This is a genomic window from Roseicyclus sp. (genome assembly GCF_052168335.1).
Classification (GTDB): domain Bacteria; phylum Pseudomonadota; class Alphaproteobacteria; order Rhodobacterales; family Rhodobacteraceae; genus Roseibacterium.
The window spans coordinates 1-2,925 of the sequence record NZ_JBQLZP010000141.1 but is presented as its reverse complement, the minus strand read 5'-3'; the positions used below and the strand labels follow the sequence as shown (position 1 = coordinate 2,925).

The 2,925-nt window shown below is 69.6% G+C and carries 3 protein-coding genes; 1 reads left to right on the top strand and 2 read right to left on the bottom strand.

The window, feature by feature from the left end:
* Nucleotides 1-1,456, bottom strand: a 1,456-nt coding sequence (locus ACTS11_RS04420; protein WP_442639133.1) for a hypothetical protein, incomplete at its 3' end; no start/stop codon positions are given.
* 411 nt (nt 1,457-1,867) lie between these two features.
* Between ACTS11_RS04420 and ACTS11_RS04415 the strand changes: the two genes are divergently transcribed.
* Nucleotides 1,868-2,191, top strand: coding sequence for a hypothetical protein (locus tag ACTS11_RS04415; RefSeq protein ID WP_442639132.1), 324 nt, complete (start codon nt 1,868-1,870; stop codon nt 2,189-2,191).
* Nucleotides 2,192-2,260: 69 nt separating this feature from the next.
* Here the strand turns inward: ACTS11_RS04415 and ACTS11_RS04410 are convergent, their stop codons facing one another.
* The gene (locus tag ACTS11_RS04410) at nt 2,261-2,758 is read right to left on the bottom strand and encodes a hypothetical protein (RefSeq protein WP_442639131.1); all 498 of its coding nucleotides are present in this window, start codon (nt 2,756-2,758) and stop codon (nt 2,261-2,263) included.
* Nucleotides 2,759-2,925 lie beyond the last annotated feature (167 nt).

The window sequence follows — 2,925 nt, the reverse complement described above, 5'->3', positions numbered from 1 at the left end:
TGCAGTCGAAGAACCGCGCGTTGCCGAGCCAGGGCGAGGGCGTCGCGGGATTCATGCCGCGCCGCACCCAGACGAGGCGGCAGTCGCCGTAGACCGTGGCGGCGCGCAGCAGCCCCGGCGTGGGGTTGTTGCCGTCGAAGACGACGACATCGGGCCGCTGGCGCTCGACGATCTCGGCCAGCTCGTGCTGGAACCAGGCGTCCCAGCGCGGCAGCGTCGCGCCGATATCGGAATGCGACGGGATGTATTCCGCCGCGTAGCCGAAGGACTCGATGATCCGGCTGGCCTGCCCGAGGCTCGCGAAGACCGGTTCCACTTCGTCCTCGATCCGGCGCGCGATCGCGAGGAGGCGCGTGGCGTGCCCGATGCCGATGCCGTTCGACGGCACGAAGAGCGCGCGCTTGCGCGAGGGCGCGGCGCGGCGCCGGAAGACGGCCGCGGGCGGGCCGATCATCCGGCCGATCCGTTCCAGATAGGCGGCCTCGGACCAGAGGTGGCCGCACCACTCCCGCGCCGTGCTCCGCAGGTTCTCGCGCGCCGCCTCGTCCCCGAGAAGGTCGGCCAGCGCGTCCGCGGCCGCGTCGGGCGTGGCGTAGAGGGCGCCCGCTCCGAAATGCGGCCTGAGCCGCGGGGGAAGGACGACGATGCGCCCCGAAACCATGGCCGCGGCGATCGCGGCCTCGGGCAGTTCGGCCGCCTCCTCGCCCGGATAGAAGACCAGCGCGTCCACGGCCTCGACGAAGCGGGCGAGCGTGGTGTCGCGGGGCGAGAGGATCGTCCAGCTCGCCGCCGCGGCGCAGGACCGCCGGATGTGCCGGGGCGGCGCGCCGAGCATCCAGACATCGAACGGCCCGTCCGCCGGATAGAGGGCGTCGACCTCCGCCGTGTCCGCCGGCCACTGGCCGGGGCCGCGCGTGGTGATCGTGCCCACGACGGGGCGCAGGCGGACGGGCGCCTCGGCGGGACGCGGCGGGACCGGCGCCGCGATGGCGCGCCAGTCCTCGGCCTCGAGCGCGACGGGATAGCCGAGCTCGGCCAGTCCCGCGCGCACCCAGCGGTTCGTCGGCGCCCAGGACATCGGCCCGAAGGCGAAGGCGAACCAGTGGCCCATGCGGGCGGGATCGGGCGGCGTGTCGACGATCAGGACGACACGTCCGGCGCGGATATCGGCAAGCCCGCCCGGGGGCGGTCTCAGGCGGGCGGGCGAGAAGACGAGTGCGAGCCGCGCGGAGATGGCGGCGTCGGGAGCCACCGCCTCGGCCAGGCCATGGCGCAGGCAATGGCGGATGTCGGGCGCGACGGGCCGCCTGCCGCCCGAGGCAAGATGGCAGAGCGCGACCCTGTAGCCGCGGCGCGCGAGGCACTCGACCTCGCGGCGGATGCGCAGCGCGTGGTCTCCGTCCCGCGTCATGTCCGCAAGCAGGATGACGTCGTGCGTGGTGCTGTCCCGGGTCAACGTTTTTTTCTGCAAGTCACGCGGCGACGATGCGCGGAGGGTCGGGAAATCGACGCGCGATGTCAATGCTCCGCATGGCGCCGCGACCCGGGCGGTCGGGCCATGACCCGGCCGGCAGCGCCCCTCGAGTGTTGCCGATCCGCATCACACCTCGCCAGCCCGGATCAGCGATCCGGCAATACATCATGGGAAGAGCCGCAACATGTTGGGTTCGGCACCCTGCGCGCTCCAACATCTGGAGCGCACAAATTGTTTCCATTTTTTGGGGCGGAAATTGGGCAAAGACGTTGAAAAGAGGCTTGGAATTTGGCTATTTTGCGGCATCGGCGCCGTCAGTGGTCGGGGGAGGCGGCGTCGGAGTCTGCCCTGTCGCGCTTTGCGACGCGGGTTCATTGGAGCTTGATAGGAATTATGAACAGGAAATTCGGAACGCTCGTCGCCCTCGCCGCAATCACGGCGCATACCGGCGGCGCAACGACAGCCCTCGCCCAGAACGTCGAGTCCCTGTCGCAGCAGTGCGACTACATCTGGGACATCCGCAGCGACCGGTCCGCGCTCCAGCGCGAGCTGGACCTGATCCTTGGCGGAAGCGACCAGTCCCTCACCTGCCGCATCCCGACGCGGCCGGAGGAGCAGGCGGTCTGCGAGGAACAGTGCGTCGGCCTCATCCTCGCGCTGCTCGGCGGCTCGCCCGTCGCGGAACTGCCGCCCTCCACGGTCGTCGACCCCTACTGATCTCGGCGCCGCGCCTCGGTCCCTGGCGGTCCGGAGAGCTCCGGACCGGCGGAAACAGGCGCGCGCCGGTCAGGTCGAGGTGACGCGGCAGGTCCGCATGAACTGCGACGCGTAGGCGTAATCCATGCGGATCACGCGGCTGGTCAGGCCGCCGTTCCGCGCGATCCAGGTCCGCACCCATTCGGGGTACTGGCCCATCATGAAACGCGTGCCCCACTCGTTCATGTCGTGGTTCGCGCCGTGGGCGCCGTGGAACAGGAAGGACGCGCCGGGCGCGACACAGGTTCTGTGATCCTCGAGCGCGAGGAAGAGCGTGCAGGCCGAGGCGCAGCGGCCGTTGAACACCACCAGCGTATCCTGCCCGCGCAACCGCGCCACAGCCTGGGCATAGCCCACGACGCTGCCGCCGTTGTCGTTGGCCACGACATGGATGCCGTTGCCCGGGACCGGGTAGGAGACCTGGACCGCATCGCCGCGGATGCGGGCCTCGGGATTGGCCGAAACCGGGAGCGTGGAAATGACGCTCGAGGCAAGGGCGAAAACGAGCAGGCTGAAAAAACGCATCATGGGCTCACTCCCAAAACGAATGAGACCTTCTTTCCCTCCAATGCTGGCGGCAGTATGGCCGGAATGGGGAGCGATTTGCGCCTTTCGGGACCACTGGTCGGAATCCGCTTATGCCCGGCCCGCAGTTCTTACTTTAATCATATGAAAACAGGCACTTGGTGCACGGG

What these genes read in the sequence shown, in the direction of transcription:
- ACTS11_RS04415 (WP_442639132.1), top strand. Translation starts at nt 1,868, where the DNA reads ATGAACAGGAAATTCGGAACGCTCGTCGCCCTCGCCGCAATCACGGCG.
- ACTS11_RS04410 (WP_442639131.1), bottom strand. Translation starts at nt 2,758, where the DNA reads ATGATGCGTTTTTTCAGCCTGCTCGTTTTCGCCCTTGCCTCGAGCGTC.